Raw genomic sequence first — 22,669 nt, forward strand, 5'->3', positions numbered from 1 at the left:
TAATTTAATTATTGGAGATGAAAAATATGTGTATTGCAGCACCCGCTCAAATTGTTAAAATTGATAGGGAAGCCAATGTTTTGTATGCTGATTTTGGTGGAGCAAGACAGGCTGCTAAAATGGATTTACTTCCTGATGTTGAAATTGGTGAGTATGTTTTAATCCATGCAGGTTATGCTATCGAAAAATTATCAGAAGAAGCTGCTAAAGAGTCTTTAGAAGCTTGGGAAGAATTATTGGAAATTCTTGAAGAAGAAGATAAAGAAATGGAAAAAGCAAGAATTGAAGCAGGATTGAATCAATAGATTGATACTCTATTGACACCTTTTATTTTTAAAAATTCATTAATTAACTCACCATTTATAGGTTCATTTGTTATTACTGTGAGGATAGGATACTTCTGAAGTTCACTGTCTTCAGCATAGGCCTGTCTTATGTTTATTCCATTGTTTGTAATTAAGTTTGTTGCAGCAGCAAGCACACCCTCATTGTCTGATCCAACTTCTATTTCTATTACTCCCAAATCTACTATTTTTGCAATGTTTTTAAGTAGGGTTCCTGCGGGAATGATGTTGTTGAATAAATCAAATAGTTCAGAATCTTCATTAATAACTTCAATTGTTGATTTTATAGCTCGTCTATCCACATTTGCTGCAGTTGCCAATGCTTTGTCACTTATTTTTAGATTACCACAATATATTTTTCCATCTTCATGAACTGAAAGACCTAATTCAATCATTTTTTCTGCAACACGTATTCTTGCAGGGTATTTTTTAAATTTTTCATGTATGATTTCCCACATTTTTATCCCTTATTACACTTTTTTGTACATTTAAGTTATATTATGTTGAATATACTATTTAAATGATTTGGAAATTATAAAAAATATTTTACATGACTAATTAATTGAATAATATTATTTAAATATTTTGAAAAAATTTGGAATAAATTGTCAGGAAAAAGATAATTTCGAGAAAAATAGTTTAGTAAAGTAGGCTAGATGGGATTCGAACCCATGACCTCCCGGTTATCAGCCGAGCGCGCTAACCAAGCTGTGCCACTAGCCTATGTAACAACAAATATATGTATGGATTTTATACATATATAAATCTTTTGGTTTTTTAGTTTTTTTATATAAAATCAAAAATTTTCAAGTTAATTAATTTTTAACTAACTTGAAATATATAACAATTATCTGTTAATCATTTCATTTATTGAATCTGCCATTGCGTGGCCTTCAACAATAATAACTGCTTTAGATACTCCATCAACTTTCTCAGCTTGAGTTTTAGCATCCGCAGCGATGCGAGCAACACTCATACAACCAGGGTTGGTTGGTTTAATAATAATTTTAGCTTCGTCACCATCTACACTTATATCTTGTACAATTCCCATTTCAACAATACTAACTCCCATGTGTGGGTCATTAATAACAGAAACAGCATCTCTTATTGAATTAACTAGTTCTTCTGACATTTAATAGTCACCTCTTTATTATTGTATAATATAACAAATAATATATTTAATGTTGATGTTTGATTATATATAATGTTATTGTTTTTGAAAGATTATTTCACACGATGTTTTATTTTAACACCTATGCCGTTTGAGCATAATTCCATTTCACGGCCTGTTAAAATAGCCTTTCCAACACCTACAACTTTGTCATCGTTTACAACAACAACTTGATCATTAGGAACAATATTGTGACTTGCTTTATTAATTCCTGGAGCAAAAACGGTATTTGTTTCTAAATCAAAATCAATATTGACAATATTAATGCCCAAATCTTTTAAGATTTCTCCACCAGCTAGATTTAAACGATAAAGTCCCGTATCCATATTTAACATGGCAATTTGAGTGCCGTCAACAGTTATCTTTTTGTGATATCTTCCTTTTGCTTTAACATTATCTGGTATAAAATCGCAGGCTTTTGGACCAAATTGGTATTTTGCAATGGAGCGGAGTTCATTTAAAACCTTGTCTCTTCTATTTATTTTTTCATGCTTTTTAAGTTCCATTCTTAAATTGTAAATGGAATCTGGTGAAGTAGGTTTTCCATCCAGACAGGTTAATGTGAAGTCATCTAAAAACGCTTCGCATGATTCCAAATATCCTCCATGGAGGTGTGCAACGACATTTTTGCCTTCACAATATTTTTTAATTAACTGGCCGCTTTCTTGGATTTCATCCTGAGACCATGAACCTGTAGTACTCACGTCATATGATTGGATGGGGAATGTATTTTCAAGTTCTCTTGGACAAATTCCAAATGGTGAAGTTACAATAAGCTCTTGAAAAGACCGAGTAACTTTTCTAAATGCTTGATGGGATTTGGAATTTGAGTATGGTTTTTTCATACTGCACGGGAGCAAAACAACGCTATCTCCCACAGGTTCCATCCATTCCATTCTTTGTCTCCATCTTACGGCTTCTGGCCTATATAAAGATTCTTCACTTGAACATATTACTTTCATTTTATTCATCCTTAAATGCTTGTATTAACTCTTCATCAAGTTTTATTAATCGTTTAATATTATCTTCAGGATTATCCATTCGGGATTTCCATTTTTTTATTACAAAATCAATGTCAACTTCTTCAGTTCCACTAATTAAATTATCTGCATGAGCGACAATTTTTTCCTCTAATGTTTCTGGAACATATGATTTTTCAAAAAGATTCAACTCTTCAGCTTCTTTTTTGGTGATGCCCGCTCCAATATGTCTTTCGATAATATTTAAAACATCATCACCGTATCCGTATCCTCGAGCAATTTCAACACCTTCGACTGCATGGGTAATGCCGTGAGTTCTGGATCTGCCTATATCATGCAATAATGCACCTTTCTGCATGATGTCCAAATCAGCTTCAGGGAAATTTTTAGCTATTTCACATGCTTTTTTACAAACTGCTATTGAGTGATCTATAACATTTTGTGGTGTTTTTTCTTTTTTAAGAATCTCAATTTCTATCATGTCTATTCATTTACTGCTTCTTCAAATTTTTTGAAATTCTTTTTATCAATAGTAATCCTTCTTTTCAATAGGGATTTTTCTTTTTTTGCATCATAAGGTTCTAATTCATAATCACATACTGGGCAATAGAACTCGAATTCTGAAGATTCCGTATAATCACCTTTAAAGTGTTCTGGTTCCATACAGCAAACAAAGTATAAATTGTTTTCCAAATTATCTAATGCTGATTGTCTTTCATTTAATCTGTGTTCATAAAATTTAGTTATTTCTTCAACATATTCTTCTTTTTCAAATCTCCAAGTATATGTGAACCATTGTGTTTCAGGGTCTTTGTTTCTTTTGTAATTGGCTATTGATGCATCATGTAACTTGTAAAGTAATTTTCTAACAGTATTTAATTTTATCTCTGTTTTTTCATGTATTGCTTCATCTGTATCAATACCGTCAATTAATGCTTGGATGATGGCTTTAATATTTTTTAAATCGTCAGCGCCTACAATTTGTTCTAAAAAATCGTTAACTATTGGATTATTTATCATTTAATTACCCCTAAAACTATAATAATATATTAATTTTGTTTCTTCTATTATAAAAAGTTAGTTGATTTTTCGTATGATTACTGCGGGGGTATGTGTAATACTGTCAAGAGCTTCAATAGTAACTCCAGTTTCAGAAGTTCCTAAAACTTTTTTCACACTATGTATTGTTTTCATTTCAGTTGACAATGACTTTTGATAATCTTCAGCAATGTTAGCTATTTTAAGGGCTTTTTCAACACTTATTTCTTCACTGCAGCCTAATGGGGTTGATCCCATATTTTCACTTAGCTGGCCTTTGAAATATCCGAAAAATCCCTTGTCTGCTTCAATTCCATCTATGGCTATTGGAAGACCGGTAAAATATTTTCCATTTTTCATGTATGTGGCATCTGTATCTATAATCATGACACATACTTCCTTACCTATTTCTGATTTGATGTCATGAGCTACTTTTTCAGGGTTTTCCGGAAGCAGTGACACACATGTTCCTGGAGCATTACTCAAATCAATTCCTGCTTCTGAAGCAGGTTTGAGTGCATGTTTTAATCCATATAATTGAAGAACAACTTCTTTATGGGCTTTAGTTTCTTCAGGTAATCTTCTTAAATTTTTAATAGTTCTTTTTTTAATTCCCAATAACGGTCCAAGAATATATCCCCAGATATACTTGCTCCAGACGGTAGTTAGGAACTTGGCCGTAAGGGATGGTGTGTATTGCGCTTCATCTATTAGTCTGCCTTGTGAAACTGAAATTGGAGTTTCTGCAATTACTAAATAATCTCCGTCTTCCATTAATTCACGGGCAGGAATAATTATTGAATTCAAGTCTTCATTAGGTTTTATGTATCCGGTTTCTATTGGGATTACAATATAGTTCCCATTTATCACATGTTTTATATTTTCATCAATCATATTAAAATCCTTAAATAATATATGATATTATATAATATTTAAAGGTGAGATAATGAAAATTACATACTTTGAAAAACAGGGTGAAGATTATACTGATGAGTTAGTGGCAGCTGTAAAGGAAAGACTGGACCAAACTGATGACATTGATAATATTGTCATTGCCTCTTCAACAGGCAAATCTGCGTTAAAATTATATGATGCGATAGATGGTGATGCAGAAATTATTAATGTCACTCACCATTCCGGGTTTAAGGAGGAAAATGCCTTAGATATCAGTGAAGACATGTTGGATGAATTGGGTGAAAAAGGTATTGTGACTTTTGTTGGATGCCATGCATTCAGCGGAGCTAATCGTGGAGTAACTAATAAATATGGAGGATATGCTCCTTTGGATATAGTTTCAGACACACTACGTATGTTTTCTCATGGTGTAAAAGTGGCATGTGAAATATCAATAATGGCTGCGGATGCTGGTTTAATTCCAGTAGGTGAAGAAATTATCGCAATCGGTGGTAGGGGTTCTGGTGTGGATACTGCAGTTATTTTAACTCCTGTTAATGCTAAAGATTTGTTTAATTTGAAAATTCATGAAATTATAGCTATGCCAAGGGATTAATATAATTAATTGCTAATTTTAATGAAAATCCTTAATATTTTTTATTTTTATAGTTGCATTTAAATATTAGTTTAAACAGAAATATTTAACAATTATTTTTTAAGCAGAGTATGTGGGGTTAATTCGTGAAATTTATAGATGATGCAATTAAAGAATCTGAAGAAAGAATGGAAAAAGTAGATTCCAAAAAAACTATTTCATCCGATATAGACGAAGATTTAATCGGATTTATCAAAAAAACTAATATTTTTGTTGTTGGTGCAGGTGGTGCAGGAAATAACACTATTTCAAGATTAAATGAAATTGGTATTGAAGGTGCTGAAACAATTACAGTCAATACTGATGCTCAAGATTTATATTACAGTCAATCTGATAAAAAAATTCTCTTAGGTAGAAAAACTTCCGGAGGATTAGGTGCTGGTGGAGATCCAAGCATTGGTGAAGAATGTGCTGAAGAAACAGAAGATGAAATAAGAGAATCTCTTGAAGGCGCAGATATGGTATTTGTTACCTGTGGTCTTGGTGGTGGAACTGGTACAGGTTCAGCTCCTATTGTTGCTAAAATTGCTAAAAAATTAGGTGCTTTAACTGTTGCTGTTGTTACCATGCCATTTTCAGCAGAAGGTATTAGAAGAAGGAATAATGCTGATGAAGGTTTAGAAAAACTTCAAGATGCTGCTGATACTGTAATTATTATTCCAAATGATAAATTATTAGAAGTTGCTCCAAATCTCCCATTAACTAAAGCATTTTTAGTTTCTGATGAAATTTTGGGCAGGGCTGTTAAAGGAATCACTGAATTAATTACTAAACCAGGTATCGTAAGTTTAGACTTTGCTGATATTAAAAGTATCATGGAAGGTTCCGGTATGGCAATGATTGGTATGGGCGAATCTGACTCTGGAGACAGAGCATTGGAATCTGTACATGAAGCATTAAGCAGTCCTTTACTTGATATTGATATATCTAACGCTACTGGAGCATTAATTAATATTTCCAGTGGTGAAGATTTAACATTGCATGAATCTGAAAAAATCGTGCAAGTTGTTGCTGACAAGTTAGACCCTGAAGCTAATATTATTTGGGGTGCTCAACTTGATTCTTCATTACAAAGTACTGTTAGAACAACTATTGTTGTTTCTGGAATTAAAACTGGTGATGAAGAGGATATTGCAGATTTTGATGAAGATGATGATGAATCTGTTGGTGAAACTCAATCCAACAATGATCAATTAGATGATTTTATTGATGGAATTTTCTAAAACCATCTTCATTTTTTATAATTTTTTGGATTTATAGAAAACTTTATAAATAATAAATTTCTAAAATAATACTATTATTATTTTATTATAATTTACTAAATTTTTTTATTATTGGGTATTTAAATGAATGTACAAGAACGTTTAGACAAATTTGTTAAAGATAGTAAAAGGGTATTAAAAGTAGCAAGAAAACCTGATAAAGATGAATATTTTGATTTTGCTAAAGTTACAACATTAGGTATTATAGTTATTGGTCTTATTGGTTTTGTTATTTTCTTAATAGCTCAATTAATACATTTATAAAACTATTCTTTAATTTTTTTAATTTGATCCCAAATTAATTATGATGAAATTTTAATTTTTATTTTCAAAATTTTGTTTTTTTTGAAAACTTTATATACTATAATATATAGATATATTCATATTATAGAAATCTATTTTGCAAGATTTTTTTTATCTTGTTACATTGTTTTTATAATAACTTTTAACTTAATATATGATTTTATTAACAATAAGAATATTGAAATAGGTGAATTTTTCATGGAAGATACTAATAGTTCCATATATGCTCTTAAAACCTCTGTAGGTCAGGAAAGAAGTGTTGCTAGACTTTTAGCACGTAAAGCTAAAATGCCTGGTGTTGGCATTTCTTCAATTCTTGTTCCTGAATCCTTGAAAGGGTATATCTTAGTTGAATCTGATACAAAAATAGATTTAAGAAATCCTAATTTAAAAGTACAACATTTAAGAGGTGTTGTAGAAGGAAAAGGCGGTATTACCTTTGAAGAAGCAAAAAGATTCTTAAAACCAGAGCCTATTATTTCCTCAATCCAAAAAGGAAGTATTGTTGAACTCATTTCTGGTCCATTTAAAGGTGAAAGAGCTAAAGTGGTTCGTATTGATGAATCACGTGAAGAAGTTGTTCTTGAGTTAATAGAAGCAGCAGTTCCAATTCCGGTAACTGTTAAAGCTGATCAAATAAGAATAATTCAAAAGGAGGCTGACTGATGGCTAAAGATACAGTCGAAGTTCTTATCGAAGGTGGAAGCGCTACTCCTGGACCTCCATTAGGCCCAGCTTTAGGACCTTTCGGTATTAACATGATGCAAGTAGTTGACGAAATTAATAAAAAAAGTGCTGACTTTGCTGGTATGAAAGTACCTATTAAAGTTACCATTGATAGAGATACTAGAGATTTCGAAATCGAAATTGGTACTCCTCCAACTACAGCGTTAATCATGCAAGAATTAGGCATCGAAAAAGCTTCTCACGAACCAGGTTTGGATATTGTAAATGACTTACCAATCGAAACCGCTTTAAAAATCGCAAGAATGAAATTTGATTCATTACTTTCAAACGATTATAAAGCAGGTGTAAAAGAAGTCATGGGAACCTGTGTAAGTATGGGATTATCAGTTGATGGTAAAGACCCAAGAGAAGCACAAAAAGACGTAGATGCTGGAAAATATGATGATATCTTAGTAGAATAGATATCGGTTAATAAAATTTAAGTTAATATGTAACAGTGTATATGATGTTATGATTTACGGATTATAATTGATATACTGTTTTTTAATTCATGCAATCGTGGAGAATTTTTTCTTATAATCGATTCTCATGAAACCAAAATAAAACCAATGGACAGAAAATGTTCATGGGGGACGAATATGACACAAGATATAGTTAATGCGGTGAAGGAGGCTAAAGAACAATCTAAGCCGAGAAACTTCACTGAGTCCGTAGATATTATTATTAATATCCGTGACTTAGATGTCAAAAGGCCAGAAAATAGGTTTAATGAGGAAGTTACTCTTCCTAACGGCCGTGGCAAAGATGTAAAAATCGGAGTCATAGCTGATGGGGAACTCATTGTTCAAGCTAAAGATGCAGGCCTCGATCTTGTAATCAATAAAACTGATTTAGAAGAGTTAGGAAAAGACAGAAAAGCTGCTAAAAAAGCTGCAAATGCTGTTGATTTCTTTATAGCTCAGGCTGATATGATGCCACTCGTTGGTAGGTTCTTAGGTCCAATTCTTGGTCCTCGTAACAAAATGCCAAAACCAGTGCCAGCAAGTATCAAACTAGCTCCTCTTTTAGAAAGATTACAAAGTACTGTCAAAGTTGGTGTAAAACAACAACCAATCATTCAAATTGTTGTTGGAAGCCAAGACATGTCCGAGGAAGATATAGCTGAAAATGTGGAAACTGTTCTTACAGTCTTAGACCGCAATTTAGAAAAAGGAAGAAGTCAAATCAAATCCATGTTTATTAAAACAACTATGGGTCCAACTGTGAGGGTGATCTAATGGCTCATGTTGCTGAATGGAAAAAAGAAGAAGTTATAGAGCTCAAAGGTATCATAGACGAATATGATGTTGTTGGTATTGTCGATTTATTAAACATTCCAGCAAAACAGCTCCAAGAAATGAGAAGAAATCTCAAAGGCAAAGCTGTTATTAGAATGTCTAAGAAAAACCTTATTGATTTAGCTCTCGAAGATTGTAATGCTAGCAAAAACAACATTGTTGATTTATCTGGACACATGGATGGTCAAGTTGCAATTATTGCTACAGAAATGAATCCTTTCAAATTGTACAAAATATTGGAAGATAGTAAAACTTCAGCTCCTGCTAAACCAGGATCTATTGCTAATGACGATATTGTTGTACCTGCTGGGGATACCGGTTTTGAACCAGGTCCATTTTTAGGTGAATTACAACAAGTTGGAATTCCTGCAAAAATCGATAAAGGTAAAATTGTTGTTCAAAAAGATACTGTTGTTGTTGAAGCAGGTGAAGAAGTATCTAAAGATGTAGCAGCTACTTTATCCAGAATGGATATTAATCCAATGGAAGTAGGAATTGATTTAAAAGCAGTATATGAAGATGAAGCAATTTATACTTCAGACGTACTTGCAATCGACGAAGAACAAACATTAGCAGATGTTCAAAGCGCATTTGCTCAAGCATTCAATTTATCTGTTAATGCAGCTATACCTACTGATGAAACTATTTCCACAATTATTACTCTTGCTTACACTAGAGCAATTAATGTTGGTGTAGAAGCAGCAATATTAACTTCAGAAACTTCAGAACCAATTATCGGACTTGCACAAGCTAAAATGTTGGCTATTGCTTCTGCTGTTGCAGGCAAAGCAGGTGCAATCGACGATGAATTAGCTGAAAAATTATCTAACGTTGCTGTTGCAGCAGCTCCAGCAGCTGAAGAAGTTGAAGAAGAGGAAGTAGAAGAAGAGGAAGAAGAGGAAGAAGCATCCGAAGAAACAGCAGCAGCTGGATTAGGAGCTCTCTTTGGTTAAAATTTAATTTAAAATTTTTTAATTCATAAAAACATTATATTTAAATAAACTAATGGTGATAACATGGAATATATATATGCGGCAATGATTTTGCACAGTGCAGAAAAAGATATTAACGAAGAAAATGTTAAAAGTATTATTGAAGCAGCAGGAATCGAAGCTGATGATGCTAGAATCAAAGCTTTAATTGCAGCTTTAGAAGACGTCGACATTGACGAAGCTATGGAAACTACTGCTATGGCAGCAGCAGCTCCTGCAGCAGCTGCACCAGCAGCAGCTGAAGCTGAAGAAGAAGAGGAAGAAGAAGAGGAAGAAGAAGAAGCATCTGAAGAAGAAGCAGCAGCTGGATTAGGTGCTTTATTCGGATAGATTTTTTAAATCTATCACCTTATTTTCTTTTTTTATTTACTGTTTTTTTTTAAGATTTATTTTTTAAGATTGTTTTTTTTAATGGAAATTTTGAATTATTTCTTTGTTTTTTAGTTATCAATTGAATTATAGTTAATTTTATTGTTCCAAGAATCCACGAATTCTACAAGTCGTGGTAGTTCAATAGAAAATATATATTATGTCGTATTGACAAATATTTTAAACATATAATATAATTATAATCGAGTGTTTACATGAAGTTTAAAAGAATAATTTTAATTTCATTGATTCTATGTGTTTTATCAATGGCTTGTGTATCGGCCAGCGACAATCAAACATCTGCAGATAATCTGCAAATTAATGATATAAATGCTAATGTAATTAATGAAGAAATTAATGAGTATACTAATGATATGAATATTATGGAAGGAAATACTTCTGATAACGGAAGCGTTATCTCCGATAATCTTCTTTCCAGCAGCAATTCTGATGATAAGTTATCCGCTCCAAAAGAAGGAACACGTGATGAATTGAATAATTTGATTATTGCTGCAAAACCAGGCTCAACAATAACCTTGGATAAGGATTATATTTTTGAAAGTGATGTGAAAAGTGTTGATATAACAAAAAATATTGTAATTGACGGTAAGGGACATACTATTTATCCAGGATATAATCCTGTTTTTAATTTTAAGCATAACACCCCTAGTGGAAAGATAGAAATAAAAGATATCACTTTTGTACGTGGAATTGGCAGTGCAATTCATTTTAATGAAGAATCTTGTCCTTTTATAATTTCCAATTGTAGATTTATAAACTGTTCTTCCCAAATTGGAGGTGCAATCGCAGGGGCGGCAAAATATACCTCAAATATTATTAATTGCAGTTTTAAAGGATGCCATGGTATGGGTGAATCCAAGGTTGTTAGAAAAGAAACATTTAACAGTGCTTCATCTAGCGCATTCAGTAGCGGCGGTGCGATATACATGTCCGGTTCAGTTAATGTTAAATCCTGTAGATTTGAAGATTGTTCTGCTGGAGACGGCGGTGCGATAGAGGCATATGGTAACTTCCAAATAATAGATTGTGTTTTTGTTAAAAATTATGCCGGAAGAATTGATTCTTTTAACTCTTTAGAACATGGAGGTGCCATTCGTATTCATGGTGGATCTGGCGCTTTAATTAAGGGATGTACATTCAATGAAAATCATGCAGGACATTATGGAGGTGCAATATCCTCATACGGCAATAATGTCAGAATTGAAGATAATGTTTTCAATTCCAATTACATAGATAATAGTATAAGAAGAGAAGGGGGAGCAATATTTGTAGGTAAGGACTCCAAGATTGGTGACACAAGTATTCAAATAACCAGGTGTGCATTCAATAATAATGGATATAACAACAATAACCATTACTGTAAATATGGTGGAGCAATATATTTCCTGGATGGAATTATTTCAGGAACTGTTTCATATTGTAATTTTACAGGTAATGGTGCATCAAAAGAAGGTGGTGCAATATATGCCTCATCCGATTGCAAATTCCTTACTTTTAAAGGATGTGCGTTCACCAAAAATCAGGTTGAGAAATATGGTGGAGCCATATATCTTGATTCTAAATCTTCAACCATAGTGGATTGTGCATTTGTCGAACAGCCGAATGCAATATATTGCGACAATAAGGGATGCAGTGTTAAATTCTCCGCATTTTTAAATAACGGAAATTATAATGTCTGGTCTACTAAAGAGATAAATATTGCAAACAATTGGTTTGGAAATACTATGGATAACAGGTTTTACGATTTTTCTAAACTCAAAGGCAAAGCAGTCAACCTTAATAATGCGGAAAATCTATATCTAGCTGCCACATCTATGGATAAAAACTACCATAATGGACAGGAATCTACGGTTAATTTAAACTTTAGATATATGCGTGAGGAACCTACATCCTACAACAAATTACCACCATTTAACAATCCTGTGATTAGTTATGCTGTCAGTGGAGTAAATGCAGCTATAGTTTCCAAAAATCTTTATCTGGCTAACGGCAAATCAAGTTTTAAATTCGTATCAGATGCTTCTAAAACTTCATCTTCTCTTACTGTAGATTGTTATGGTGCAAAACTGACTTTAAAGTTTAAGATAAATCCAAATTCGTTCACTGCACTTCAAGCTCTTGTTGACAGTTGTCAAAATGGAGTTTTAAATCTGACTCATAATTATACTCGTGACAAATCTTTCGACGGTGACATGACCGTAACTATTTCAAAAGACCTTGTGATTAATGGTAACGGTTTTACTTTGGATTCAAAAAATAGTGGCGGAGTATTTTTTATGAGTAGCCGTCCTAATGTGGACATAAATAATTTGAACATTGTTAATAGTAAATCAAAGTGGGGTTCGGCCATTTGGGGTTATATAAATAATATGTCAATCAATAACTGCAGGTTCATTAATTGTTCAGCAAAATTTGAGGGAGGTGCGATTAATTTGGTTGGAAAAGTGCTTACAATAACCAATTCCACTTTCATTAACAATACGGCTGATGAAAATGGGGGCTCTTTGATTGTAATGGGTATTAAGACTGTAATTAAGGATTGCATTTTCATTAATTCCCATTCTGGTATGGAGGGATGTTTCATTTATCTTCACGCTAGCAGCAGATTAAATCTCACAGATTCAATATTGTTAACCAATTCAACATCAAAATATATTTCTAAGCCAGAGGGTGAATCACTACGGTGGAATATTTCAGCTAACATTGAGAACAATTGGTTTGGCGGTACAAATGATGATATCTTAAAGAATTATGACAGAATCAATGATTTCAAAGTCAAAAGTCTGCTTTATCTAAATGTCGCACCATCTTTGTATGATATTCCTATGGGAAACACATCAAAAATCAGCCTTAAATTTTATTCATATGATGTGAACTCAAGACGTAGTGCTGCCTTAACCAGCTTCAGAACCATGAAATTTAACGTTAAATTGTTGAAGGAGGGAGGAAGACTCAGTTCCAATTCAATAATATTAACCAATAATGAAGGAAATGTGGTTTATACTTCAAGCTCCAATGGCATAATGCCTGTTGAATTTAACTATGAATTATTCGGCCATAGAATTTATCTTAATCAGTACGGTGATAATTCTTTCACTGCCCTCCAATATTTGATTAATAGTTCAGGAAATGTCATAAACCTCACAAAGGATTATACTTTCTCAAATATTTCCGATTATAAACTGTTTGATGGTGTTTATATTAATAAAGATTTAACAATTAATGGTAATGGCCATGTTCTCAGCGGTAGTGGACAGGCCAGAATCTTTAATATAGACGGACATACAGTTGTTTTAAACAATATCACATTCATTAAGGGTAAATCTGATGATGGTGGAGCAATTTTCGCTTCCCCTACATCTTCCTTGTCTATCGATTCATGCAGATTCGAAAACAATACTGCGAAAAACGGCGGTGCGATTTATCTTAAATATTTCAAAAGCATAATCATGGAGTCATCTTTCTTCAAAAACAATTCCGCCACTGCAACAGGCGGTGCAATCTATTATTATGGAGACTATGGAAATAAGGAATTGTTTAACATAACAGGCACTTTCATAAATAACTGGGCCGGTGTGGATGGAGGTGCGATATATGAACATGATATTGCGAATTATCATCTAAAAGGTAATTTCACAAACAATACTGCCGGAAGAAATGGCGGTGCGGTCTGTTCAGATTCAGTTTTTGTCATTGGAACGATTTCCATTGACGGCATTTTCGATTCAAATGCGGCTGCTTTTGGTGGTGCTGTTTATAGTTTCAATCCATTCGGAAACTTCACAGGCATCTACCAGAATAACAGGGCATCTCAGGATGGAGGTGCAATTTACATGGTCAGAAGTTCTGTAAGATATGGAATGCCTAACACAATCAGCGGCGAATTCTATTCCAACACTGCAAAAGGTCAAGGAAGTGCAGTCTGTGCAATGAATCTCAGTGATAAGGATGTGGATTTACATGATTCCATTTTCATAAAAAATAGTGGAAAATCCACCCTATATTCATCAGGTTATACCTATCTTAATGTTCATGACTCCATTTTTGTTGAAAATAATGATGATAAAGTACTCGACACATCTAAGGATTATGCTGTTGACGGTCGTCTGAAAGCTTATAATAACTGGTTCGGCCACACGGTTGATAATTTTGATAAAAAGCCTTCTGTCGGTGAAAGAGTGATATTGAATGACTGGCTATATGTAGATGTGGATTACGGTAAAACAGAAACCGATCTTAAATCTAAAAATAACATTATTTTTACATTGAAATCATATGACGCTAAAAAAGAAAAAGTTTCAGATTATACTGGCAACTTTAAACTTAATTTAAGTTTAAAATCAGATAGCGGCAACTTCAGTACCAATTCCTTTATTTTAGACAATGCTCCTGTTAAAGTTACATATGTTCCAAACGATTATGGTGAAAATACAGTTGTTGTTTGGGCAAATCTGTCAAAATATTCCCATAAGACATACGAAATTAAATATAATGTAGTTGAGCATCCTAGCGATTCATTTTATGCATTACAATACGAAATAGATCATATGAAAGGAAATGTCCTTAACTTAACTAATAATTACGAGTTCTATCCGGAAAGTGATACTCCAAATGGAATAAAAATTAACAAATCCATAAGCATCAACGGAAATGGATTTGCCATTGACGGTAAAGGAAGCTCCAACATATTCAATATTTCAGCTGACAATGTTGTTTTGGAAAATATCTCCCTAATCAACGGTAATGACATTAACGGCAGCGCAATATACGCTGAAGGAAACAATATCATAATAAGGAATTCCATTTTATTGAATAACACTGATGTGGTTATCTATGCCACAAAATCATTAACTGCAAATTACAACTGGTGGGGAAATACTGCAGACACTTTCAATAAAAAAGCCAATGTCAGCAGCAATGTTATTTTAGATAATGCATTATTTGCAACTTTCAAAGCTAATTCAACTGTTATCGGTGCTGGAAATAATACAACAGTTGTTTTAAACTTAACCAATTTATACAACTTCAATACAAAAACAAATTCAACACATGATGGACTTAACCTGTTTTCATTTGACTTCAATGCTGAAGATGGAAAAATTAATAAAACTTCAGATAAACTCAATAAAGGAATAATTAACGTTTCATTTGAAGTAATAGGTCCACTTTACGCTGAAATTTATGCCAAATATAAAAATGTGGTGTTAAACTACACATTTGAAGTAGTTTATGATGACGATTCATTCACAGCATTATATGCTTTAATTAACAAAACAGCACCTAACGGCATTCTTAATCTGACACAGAACTATAGATTTTATTATTATGATGCGGATTATATTGAAGGTATTCCAATAGATAAGGCAATTACCATTAATGGAAACGGATTTAATGTTAATGGAACAGGTGAGTCCTGTGTATTCTTTGTATCTGCAGACAATGTCTGTCTGACAAATATTAATATTTATGATTCATTAGATGCTATCGAATGGCTTGGAGACAATGGATTGATAAACAATATCACAGTCAATAACAGTAACAGTTCATTAAACGCCTTTGGTTCTAATCTGGTTATAAGGAATTCAAATTTCACTCGTGCAAGCAGATATTCACTATATCTTGAAGATTCAAATAATGTTGTTGACAACTGCAGATTTGTGGACAATTCAGGTCCTTCAATAATTGGAGTTTGCATGAACAATTTAACCATTGAAAATTCAACATTTAAAAATATTAACAGTCCAATTTCAGGAATCGTTGAAATAATAGATTGTAAGGATGCAAATATCTCCGGCTGCATATTCAATAATCAAAATAACCAATCTATAATGATTTTAGAAGGTTCAACAGTTTATTTAAATAATAATACCCTCTCCAAATCAGATTACATCTATAACGATGGTACTATTCTTTCAAAGACATATGCACGCATGAACAAACTAAATTCAAGCTACATGGTCGACACCGAAATTTTATTAAACTCAACAATATACGACGATAACAATAATATTATATTAGTTGATGAGTTTTATTTCAAAATTGGAGAAGAACCTGGTAAGGCCAATCCAAATATTGACACATACGAATATAAATGGACATCAAAAAATGGAACTTGGCTTGTTATGCCAGACATAAACAAAACATCATTTACAAACTGTGATGTTGATTCAGCAGCAGTTAACGTGTTAAAATATAATTCATCCGTTATAATTACAAGCATTAGAGACATCATTTATGGTGAAGATGCAAACATAGAATTTGAGTTTAAAAACAGTACTGCAGTTTTAGTTACAGTGCTTCTGGGCTCTGATGTGATATTCAATGAAACCACAAATAAGACTAACATTACCCTTCATGATTTGAAAACTGGATTATATACTATAATAATCAGCACTTTAGAAACTGAACGTTATCAATCCAGTAATGCTACTTCAGATTTAAGAGTCAATAGAGCAGGATCTTCATTGACTCTTGAAGCAATAATTGATACCTATTACGGAAAAGATGTAATCATAAACTTCACTGTTGAAAATAGAACTGTCGTTACTGCTACAATTTATGATATTGATACCGGAAAATATGTTTTCAACGATGTCGTTGAAGGCAATTTATTAATCCTAAATAATTTGACTGTAGGTTCATACTCAATATCATTAAATAATCTCATTGATCCAAATTACAATCCTAGCGGAGATTATTCTACATTCAATGTTTTAAAAGTCAATTCCACAATCAATATGGATGATGAAACAGAATATGTTTATGACAATGTTACAATCAACTATACTGTTGATAATTTAACAGATATCCTGGTTACTATATTTGATTTGGAAAGTGGCGACATATATAATTTCACAACCACAAACTCAAGCATTAATCTTGATTTGGATGCAGGATCATACCAAATCACATTAATTAATATAGAAACCGAAAACGTTTTCCCAAGCGAGGATTCAAAAACAATCATTGTCCTACCTGCAAACACTTCCGTTAAAATAGATGACATAGACAATGTCCATTATGGAGAAGATGTTGAAATCATCTTTGATGTAATCAATGCTACAAATGTCACAGTCATAGTAAAAAATGAAAAGAATGTCATTATTTATCAAAACAATACAAATGAAAGCTATATATATCTTTCAGATTTAAATGTAGGCAAATATACTGTGGAAATTTATAATTCAGCGACCAATAATTACAAGCCTAGCAATGACACAAAAACATTTAACGTATTAAAAGCAGGATCATTTATTGAAATCGAGTATGATAATTTAACAACCTACGGAATACCATTCAGATTGGACTATGATGTGGAAAATGAAACACTTTTAAACATCCTCATTTATGATTCCAAAGGAAATATCGTTTATGACAAAAATTTCGATGAAATTAGCGAACTTCCAGATGATATGAGTAATCTGACCGAAGAAGCTTATTTAGGTTACTATTTCTTTATCCATAGAAACTTAACAGCCGGAAAATATACATTTGAATTAAGGAATTTAGACACATCCAATGTAATCGGATATATGGTTAACGGCAGTTTTGAAATAATAAAAACCACCTCCGAAGTTGAAGTCTATGTAGAAGACATTGTATACGGTGAAGATTTAGAAATCCATATCGGCGTTATCAATACCACGACCGTCAATATTATAATTAAAGACGATAAAGGTAGCATTGTTTATAATGATAATATTACCAGTTCCCCAGTCATAATCAAAAATTGGATTCCGGGCAATTATACTGTTATCGTTACAAACCTTGATACAGAAAACGTTATTGGAAATTCATCATCACAGGACTTCCAAGTCTTTAAAATCAATTCCACCATCAAATTAAACGACATATCAGACATTTATTATGAAGATAATGTTTCAATTAGTTTTGAAGTCGAAAATAAAACTATTGTAAATATCAGGATTCAAAATCAGGATGGCGAAGTAGTTTATGACAATAACGTCACATCAGACATGATTCAGGTTCCTAATTTGAATGCTGGAAACTACACAGTAACTGTTACAAATCTAGAAACCTTCAATATTACCAAAAGCAGCGATTCCAAATCATTCAGAGTTTTAAAAAGAAACATCAATATTTCAGTAACCGTTGAAAATAACATATATGGTGAGCCAACGGTCGTTAATGTATGCTCTGATATTGACGGCACATTCCCTGTTAATATAGGCACCCAACAAATATTAGTTAGTGTAAAAAATGGTCACGGAAAAAACACTACCAAACTTGGTGCGGGAAATTATACTGCTTATGTCAATTATACAAATGACAATTATAATATCAACATGACCAACAGTTCATTTATTGTATCTAAAGCAGATATCACTTTGAGCATTGAAGTTTCAGATAAAGAATACGCAGCTGATGTAACAGGCAAAGTATTTGCAAGCGTTGACGGCGAATATAGCATTGTCATCGGAGATATTATGAAACTTGTCACTGTTAATAAAGGCGTTGGGGAATTTAATTTGGGTATATTAAAAACCGGAAATTACACAATTAGCGTGATTTATAACGGAACTAACAATTATAAAGCCAATACCAACAAAACCACATTCAAAGTTAGTAAAAGCGAAACTAACTTCAACATAAAAACAGACACAAACAACATAACTTATGGAGACTCATTAAAAATCACTCAAACACTCCCAAGTGATGCAACAGGTACTATAACCTACACATATGCCAATGGAATCATAATAAAAGTTATCAAGGTTAATGAGTCATTTGTTTTATCGAATTTGGATGCTGGATCATATGTAATTTATGCCAATTACTCAGGAGATTCCAATTACAAATCCACCAGCGATAACATAACAGTAACTGTCAATAAGGCTATAAATAACATTATCGTATCTGGTGAAAACACAGTATACCCAGAAAACCCAACAATCCAAGTCATAGCAGATATTGACGGAGAATACACAGTTACTATCGCAGGTAAAAAAATCATTGTAAATGTAATAAATGGAATCGGAACCGGCTCAATCGCATTAGACGCAGGAAAATACACGGCTAATATCAAATACACAAACAAAAACTATGAAAACAACATCAAAACAACCGCATTCAATGTAGCTAAAGGAAACATTACTTTAAGCATTGAAGTCTTAGACAAAGTATATGGCGCTGATGTAGAAGGTAATGTATTTGCAAGCGTTGACGGCAACTATGTTATTGTCATTGGTGATATTACAAAAATCGTTAGTGTTAAAAACGGTATTGGAGAATTTAATTTAGGCATTTTAAATGTCGGCGATTATAATATTTCTGTGAATTATTACGAAAATGAGAACTATAACAGCAATTCCAACACAACAACATTTAAAGTAACAGGAACAGGTACTAACTTCAACATAATTGCCAACAGCACACAAATCACTTACGGTGAAAACATCAAAATAACACAAAAACTCCCTGGTGACGCAACCGGCACCATAACATACATATTCGATAATGGAACAGTTATTAAAATTACTAACGTTATTGAATCATTTGTTTTATCAAACCTTGATGCAGGATCTTATGTAATTTATGGATACTACTCCGGTGATTCCAATTACAAATCCGCCAGAGACAGTATAACAATAACCGTCAATAAAGCCATAAATAACGTAATTGTATCTGGTGAAAACACAGCATATCCACAAAACACAACAATAAAAGTCACAACAGATATTGACGGAGAATATGCAGTAGTAATAGGTGATAAAAAAATCATTGTAAATGTAATAAATGGAATTGGAACGGGCACAATTGTTTTAGATGCGGGAAAATACACAGCCACTATCGAATACACAAACAAAAACTATGAAAACAACATCAAAAGCATTCCATTCAATGTAGCCAAAGCAGATGTTACTTTAAGCATTGAAGTCTTAGACAAAGTATACGATTCTAATATAGGCGGTAACATATTTGCAAGCGTTGATGGCGAATATAATGTTATCATCAATGGCAAAACAATTCCAGTAACTGTTAAAAACGGTATCGGCGAATTTAATTTAGGCACATTAAAAGTCGGCGATTACAGCATTTCTGTAATTTATAACGGAAATAAAAACTACAATAGCAATTCCAACACAACAACATTCAAAGTAACAGAAACCGGTACTAACTTCAACATAATTGCCAACAGCACAAACATCACTTACGGAGAAGACATAAAAATAACACAAAAACTCCCAAGCGATGCAAAAGGCACAATAACATACACATATGCCAATGAAACCCTAATCAAAGTTATCAAAGTCGATGAATCATTCGTTTTATCCAATCTTGATGCAGGATCTCATGTAATTTATGGATACTACTCCGGCGATACCAATCACAAATCCTCCAGAGACAGTCTGACAATAACCGTCAATAAAGCCATAAATAACATAATTGTATCCGGTGAAAACACAGCATATCCACAAAACACAACAATAAAAGTCACAGCAGATATTGACGGAGAATACACCGTTACTATCGCAGATAAAAAAATCATTGTAAAAGTAATAAATGGAATCGGAACCAAATCAATCGCATTAGATGCAGGAAAATACACAGCCAATATAGAATACACAAACAAAAACTATGAAAACAACATCAAAAGCACAGCATTCAACGTAGCCAAAGCAAACATTACTTTAAGCATTGAAGTCTTAGACAAAGTATACGATTCTAATATAGACGGTAACATATTTGCAAGCGTTGATGGCGAATATAATGTTATCATCAACGGCAATACAATTCCAGTAACTGTTAAAAACGGTATCGGCGAATTTAATTTAGGCACATTAAAAGCTGGAAATTATAGTATTTCTGTGATTTATTATGGAAATGATAACTATAACAGCAATTTCAATACAACAACATTCAAAGTAACAGAAACAGGTACCAACTTCAACATAATTGCCAACAACACACAAATCACATACGGCGAAAACATCAAAATAACACAAAAACTTCCAAGTGACGCAACAGGTACCATAACCTACACATACGCCAATGGAACCATAATCAAAGTAATCAACGTCAATGAATCATTCGTTTTATCCAACCTTGATGCAGGATTTTATGTAATTTATGGATACTACTCCGGTGATTCCAATTACAAATCCGCCAGAGACAGCATAACCATTGTTGTCAATCCTAAAGGCAAAGAAAATGCTACAATTAGCATCGATGCCCCTAAAGTCACTGAAGGTGAAAATGTTACAATTACAGTAACATTACCTGATGATGCAACAGGAACAATAACTGCTACAGTCAACGGCAAAACATATTTCGCCTCTGTAGAAGAAGGTATAGCCATAATTACAATACCTGATTTGGATGCGGGCAACTACACAATACCTGTATACTACGCTGGTGATGACAAATACACATCACAAAGCAAAGATGCAAATGTTACTGTTGAAGAAGATAAATCAGACATTATCTCTGCTCAGGATATAACAAAATACTTCCACGGACCAGAAAGATTTGTTGTAACCGTAACAGATTATAAAGGTAATCCATTAGCAAACAAAACAGTTAACATCACTATAAATGGTGTTAAATACACCAGAACAACAAATGCAAAAGGAACTACAAGTATTGCAATAAACTTACCAAGCGGCACCTACGATGCAACCGTAACAGTCGACAATAAAACAATTAAGTCTGTTATCATTGTTTTACCTACCGTAAAAGGAAATGATCTTGTTAAAGTATTCAAAAATGCAACCCAATACTATACAACATTCCTTGACAGTCAAGGAAATTACCTTAAAGAAGGAAGCATTGTCAGATTCAACATCAACGGCGTAATGTATGAGCGTAAAATAACCGGCGATAAAGGCCTTGCAAAATTAAATATTAACTTGCCTGCAGGCGAATATATAATCACTGCAATAAACCTTGAAACCGGCGAAATGGCATCAAACAAGATTACAGTTATTCCAAGAATCATAGAAAACAATGATTTAATCAAATATTACAGAAATGCATCACAATACACAGTTAAATTGATTGGTGACGACGGCAACCCTGTAGGCGCAGGTGAAACAGTAACATTCAATATCAATGGAGTGTTCTACACACGTACAACCAACGAATCAGGTATTGCAAAATTAAACATCAACCTAGATCCTGGACAATACATTATTACAGCAGAATACAGAGAATGCAAAGTTTCAAACACTATTACAGTCCTGCCTGTATTAACTGCTCAAGACATTTCAATGAAATATCATGACGGAAGCAAATTCGTTGCAACACTTGTTGATGGCCAGGGAAAACCTTATCCAAACCAAAAAATACAATTTAACATAAATGGTGTCTTTTATTATCGTACAACTGATAATAATGGTCAAAGCGCATTAAACATCAACTTAGAGCCAGGAAAATACATCATAACATCAAGCTATGATGAATACAATACTTCAAACAAAATAACTATTTCAAGTTGAGATTAAATACTGTCTCAACTATTTTTTTTATTTTGATTGTTAAAAGAAATTATTGACTTTTAATAACCCTTCATTTTTTAACCTAATATTTCGCACTTTTTAAAAAAGGTTATATTAAAAAATAAAGCCTTTAACATTGTTTATAGGGACTATTTTTT

Annotated in this window: 16 protein-coding genes and 1 tRNA gene; 10 read left to right on the forward strand and 7 right to left on the reverse strand. The window is 32.9% G+C overall.

Annotated features, from left to right (window positions below; translation table 11 throughout):
* Positions 1–26: 26 nt before the first annotated feature.
* Positions 27–305, forward strand: a complete 279-nt coding sequence (locus SM9_RS01640) for a HypC/HybG/HupF family hydrogenase formation chaperone (RefSeq protein WP_058738485.1) — start codon at positions 27–29, stop codon at positions 303–305.
* Here SM9_RS01640 and SM9_RS01645 read toward each other — a convergent pair.
* The 7 genes from SM9_RS01645 to SM9_RS01675 all read right to left on the reverse strand — a co-directional run bounded on the left by SM9_RS01645 (position 299) and on the right by SM9_RS01675 (position 4,427).
* On the reverse strand, positions 299–802 hold the full coding sequence (locus tag SM9_RS01645) for an ACT domain-containing protein (protein WP_058738486.1): 504 nt from the start codon (positions 800–802) through the stop codon (positions 299–301). The genes SM9_RS01640 and SM9_RS01645 overlap by 7 nt on opposite strands.
* Before the next feature lie 190 nt (positions 803–992).
* Positions 993–1,067: transfer RNA gene (locus SM9_RS01650), tRNA-Ile, on the reverse strand.
* A gap of 124 nt (positions 1,068–1,191) precedes the next feature.
* Positions 1,192–1,476 (reverse strand): iron-sulfur cluster assembly protein, encoded by a 285-nt coding sequence (locus SM9_RS01655; RefSeq protein ID WP_058738487.1) that lies wholly within the window; start codon positions 1,474–1,476, stop codon positions 1,192–1,194.
* Between the two features lie 92 nt (positions 1,477–1,568).
* Positions 1,569–2,477 (reverse strand): DUF5591 domain-containing protein, encoded by a 909-nt coding sequence (locus SM9_RS01660; protein WP_058738488.1) that lies wholly within the window; start codon positions 2,475–2,477, stop codon positions 1,569–1,571.
* Position 2,478: 1 nt separating this feature from the next.
* A complete protein-coding gene (locus SM9_RS01665; RefSeq protein WP_058740288.1) occupies positions 2,479–2,973 on the reverse strand; it encodes a TIGR00295 family protein in 495 nt (164 codons plus the stop codon).
* Positions 2,974–2,978: 5 nt separating this feature from the next.
* Positions 2,979–3,515, reverse strand: a complete 537-nt coding sequence (locus SM9_RS01670; RefSeq protein WP_058738489.1) for a hypothetical protein — start codon at positions 3,513–3,515, stop codon at positions 2,979–2,981.
* A gap of 57 nt (positions 3,516–3,572) precedes the next feature.
* Entirely contained in the window at positions 3,573–4,427 is an 855-nt protein-coding gene (locus SM9_RS01675) for a coenzyme F420-0:L-glutamate ligase (RefSeq protein ID WP_058738490.1), read from the reverse strand.
* Between the two features lie 52 nt (positions 4,428–4,479).
* Here SM9_RS01675 and SM9_RS01680 point away from each other — a divergent pair, with 52 nt between their 5' ends.
* The 9 genes from SM9_RS01680 to SM9_RS01720 all read left to right on the forward strand — a co-directional run bounded on the left by SM9_RS01680 (position 4,480) and on the right by SM9_RS01720 (position 22,511).
* Entirely contained in the window at positions 4,480–5,043 is a 564-nt protein-coding gene (locus tag SM9_RS01680; protein WP_058738491.1) for a pyruvate kinase alpha/beta domain-containing protein, read from the forward strand.
* Positions 5,044–5,168: 125 nt separating this feature from the next.
* Complete coding sequence (gene ftsZ, locus SM9_RS01685) at positions 5,169–6,305, forward strand: cell division protein FtsZ (protein WP_058738492.1); 1,137 nt, start codon at positions 5,169–5,171, stop codon at positions 6,303–6,305.
* Between the two features lie 123 nt (positions 6,306–6,428).
* On the forward strand, positions 6,429–6,608 hold the full coding sequence (locus SM9_RS01690) for a protein translocase SEC61 complex subunit gamma (protein WP_058738493.1): 180 nt from the start codon (positions 6,429–6,431) through the stop codon (positions 6,606–6,608).
* 237 nt (positions 6,609–6,845) lie between these two features.
* Entirely contained in the window at positions 6,846–7,313 is a 468-nt protein-coding gene (locus tag SM9_RS01695; RefSeq protein WP_058738494.1) for a transcription elongation factor Spt5, read from the forward strand.
* The gene (locus tag SM9_RS01700) at positions 7,313–7,795 is read left to right on the forward strand and encodes a 50S ribosomal protein L11 (RefSeq protein WP_058738495.1); all 483 of its coding nucleotides are present in this window, start codon (positions 7,313–7,315) and stop codon (positions 7,793–7,795) included. Before SM9_RS01695 ends, SM9_RS01700 begins: the two co-directional genes overlap by 1 nt.
* 177 nt (positions 7,796–7,972) lie before the next feature.
* A complete protein-coding gene (locus SM9_RS01705; RefSeq protein ID WP_058738496.1) occupies positions 7,973–8,611 on the forward strand; it encodes a 50S ribosomal protein L1 in 639 nt (212 codons plus the stop codon).
* On the forward strand, positions 8,611–9,624 hold the full coding sequence (locus SM9_RS01710) for a 50S ribosomal protein L10 (protein ID WP_058738497.1): 1,014 nt from the start codon (positions 8,611–8,613) through the stop codon (positions 9,622–9,624). Before SM9_RS01705 ends, SM9_RS01710 begins: the two co-directional genes overlap by 1 nt.
* 63 nt (positions 9,625–9,687) lie before the next feature.
* The gene (rpl12p, locus tag SM9_RS01715) at positions 9,688–9,993 is read left to right on the forward strand and encodes a 50S ribosomal protein P1 (protein ID WP_058738498.1); all 306 of its coding nucleotides are present in this window, start codon (positions 9,688–9,690) and stop codon (positions 9,991–9,993) included.
* Between the two features lie 254 nt (positions 9,994–10,247).
* Positions 10,248–22,511, forward strand: a complete 12,264-nt coding sequence (locus SM9_RS01720; RefSeq protein ID WP_058738499.1) for an Ig-like domain repeat protein — start codon at positions 10,248–10,250, stop codon at positions 22,509–22,511.
* Positions 22,512–22,669 lie beyond the last annotated feature (158 nt).

The sequence above is a fragment of the Methanobrevibacter millerae genome (assembly GCF_001477655.1).
Lineage (GTDB): Archaea > Methanobacteriota > Methanobacteria > Methanobacteriales > Methanobacteriaceae > Methanocatella > Methanocatella millerae_A.

What these genes read in the sequence shown, in the direction of transcription:
- SM9_RS01695 (WP_058738494.1), top strand. Translation starts at nt 6,846, where the DNA reads ATGGAAGATACTAATAGTTCCATATATGCTCTTAAAACCTCTGTAGGT.
- SM9_RS01720 (WP_058738499.1), top strand. Translation starts at nt 10,248, where the DNA reads ATGAAGTTTAAAAGAATAATTTTAATTTCATTGATTCTATGTGTTTTA.
- SM9_RS01660 (WP_058738488.1), bottom strand. Translation starts at nt 2,477, where the DNA reads ATGAAAGTAATATGTTCAAGTGAAGAATCTTTATATAGGCCAGAAGCC.
- rpl12p (WP_058738498.1), top strand. Translation starts at nt 9,688, where the DNA reads ATGGAATATATATATGCGGCAATGATTTTGCACAGTGCAGAAAAAGAT.
- SM9_RS01680 (WP_058738491.1), top strand. Translation starts at nt 4,480, where the DNA reads ATGAAAATTACATACTTTGAAAAACAGGGTGAAGATTATACTGATGAG.
- SM9_RS01675 (WP_058738490.1), bottom strand. Translation starts at nt 4,427, where the DNA reads ATGATTGATGAAAATATAAAACATGTGATAAATGGGAACTATATTGTA.
- SM9_RS01640 (WP_058738485.1), top strand. Translation starts at nt 27, where the DNA reads ATGTGTATTGCAGCACCCGCTCAAATTGTTAAAATTGATAGGGAAGCC.
- SM9_RS01655 (WP_058738487.1), bottom strand. Translation starts at nt 1,476, where the DNA reads ATGTCAGAAGAACTAGTTAATTCAATAAGAGATGCTGTTTCTGTTATT.
- SM9_RS01710 (WP_058738497.1), top strand. Translation starts at nt 8,611, where the DNA reads ATGGCTCATGTTGCTGAATGGAAAAAAGAAGAAGTTATAGAGCTCAAA.
- SM9_RS01700 (WP_058738495.1), top strand. Translation starts at nt 7,313, where the DNA reads ATGGCTAAAGATACAGTCGAAGTTCTTATCGAAGGTGGAAGCGCTACT.
- SM9_RS01705 (WP_058738496.1), top strand. Translation starts at nt 7,973, where the DNA reads ATGACACAAGATATAGTTAATGCGGTGAAGGAGGCTAAAGAACAATCT.
- SM9_RS01690 (WP_058738493.1), top strand. Translation starts at nt 6,429, where the DNA reads ATGAATGTACAAGAACGTTTAGACAAATTTGTTAAAGATAGTAAAAGG.
- SM9_RS01645 (WP_058738486.1), bottom strand. Translation starts at nt 802, where the DNA reads ATGTGGGAAATCATACATGAAAAATTTAAAAAATACCCTGCAAGAATA.
- SM9_RS01670 (WP_058738489.1), bottom strand. Translation starts at nt 3,515, where the DNA reads ATGATAAATAATCCAATAGTTAACGATTTTTTAGAACAAATTGTAGGC.